The following is a 446-nucleotide window of genomic DNA, read 5'->3' as shown; positions in this document are numbered from 1 at the left end:
CTGCGAGGCGAGGCTGCGGTTGCGGTTCATGGCCTCCTGGAAGATCTGGATGGCGCCCGCCAGCGCACCGATCTCGTCGGTGCGCGCGGTGTGGGGCACGGTGACGTTGTCGGCACCGTCGGCAACCAGCTTGATGGTCTCGGTGATGGCCGACAGCGGCCGGGCGATCGAGCGGGCGATGATGACGACGCCGATCACGACCAGCGCCAGCGCGAGGCCGGCGATGCAGGTCAGCGCCAGCGACATCATGCGGTTGGTCTCGGTCTGCTGCGCGATCTCCCTGGCGCGGCCCGTATAGACCTTCGCCAGCGCCTCGAGGTCCTTGTTCAGCGCGGACCGCACGGCGCGGTTGGCATCGTTGTCGCCCCATTCGCGGCCGGCGGCCGGGCCGATCTCGATGCCCCGGCGCACCAGCTCGGCGCGGAACTCGACGAACTGCTCGATAC

General features: G+C 69.7%; 1 protein-coding gene. It reads right to left on the bottom strand.

Translation table 11 applies throughout. The features are described from left to right. Window positions 1–446 (bottom strand): HAMP domain-containing protein (locus AACY52_RS31330; RefSeq protein WP_339561545.1); only part of this gene is annotated, 446 nt, incomplete at both ends.

The sequence above is a fragment of the Pseudomonas sp. EA_65y_Pfl1_P113 genome (genome assembly GCF_963970525.1).
Lineage (GTDB): Bacteria > Pseudomonadota > Gammaproteobacteria > Pseudomonadales > Pseudomonadaceae > Aquipseudomonas > Aquipseudomonas tritici.
Note: the sequence above shows the minus strand (reverse complement) of the source record. Positions and strands in the feature narration are given on the sequence as shown.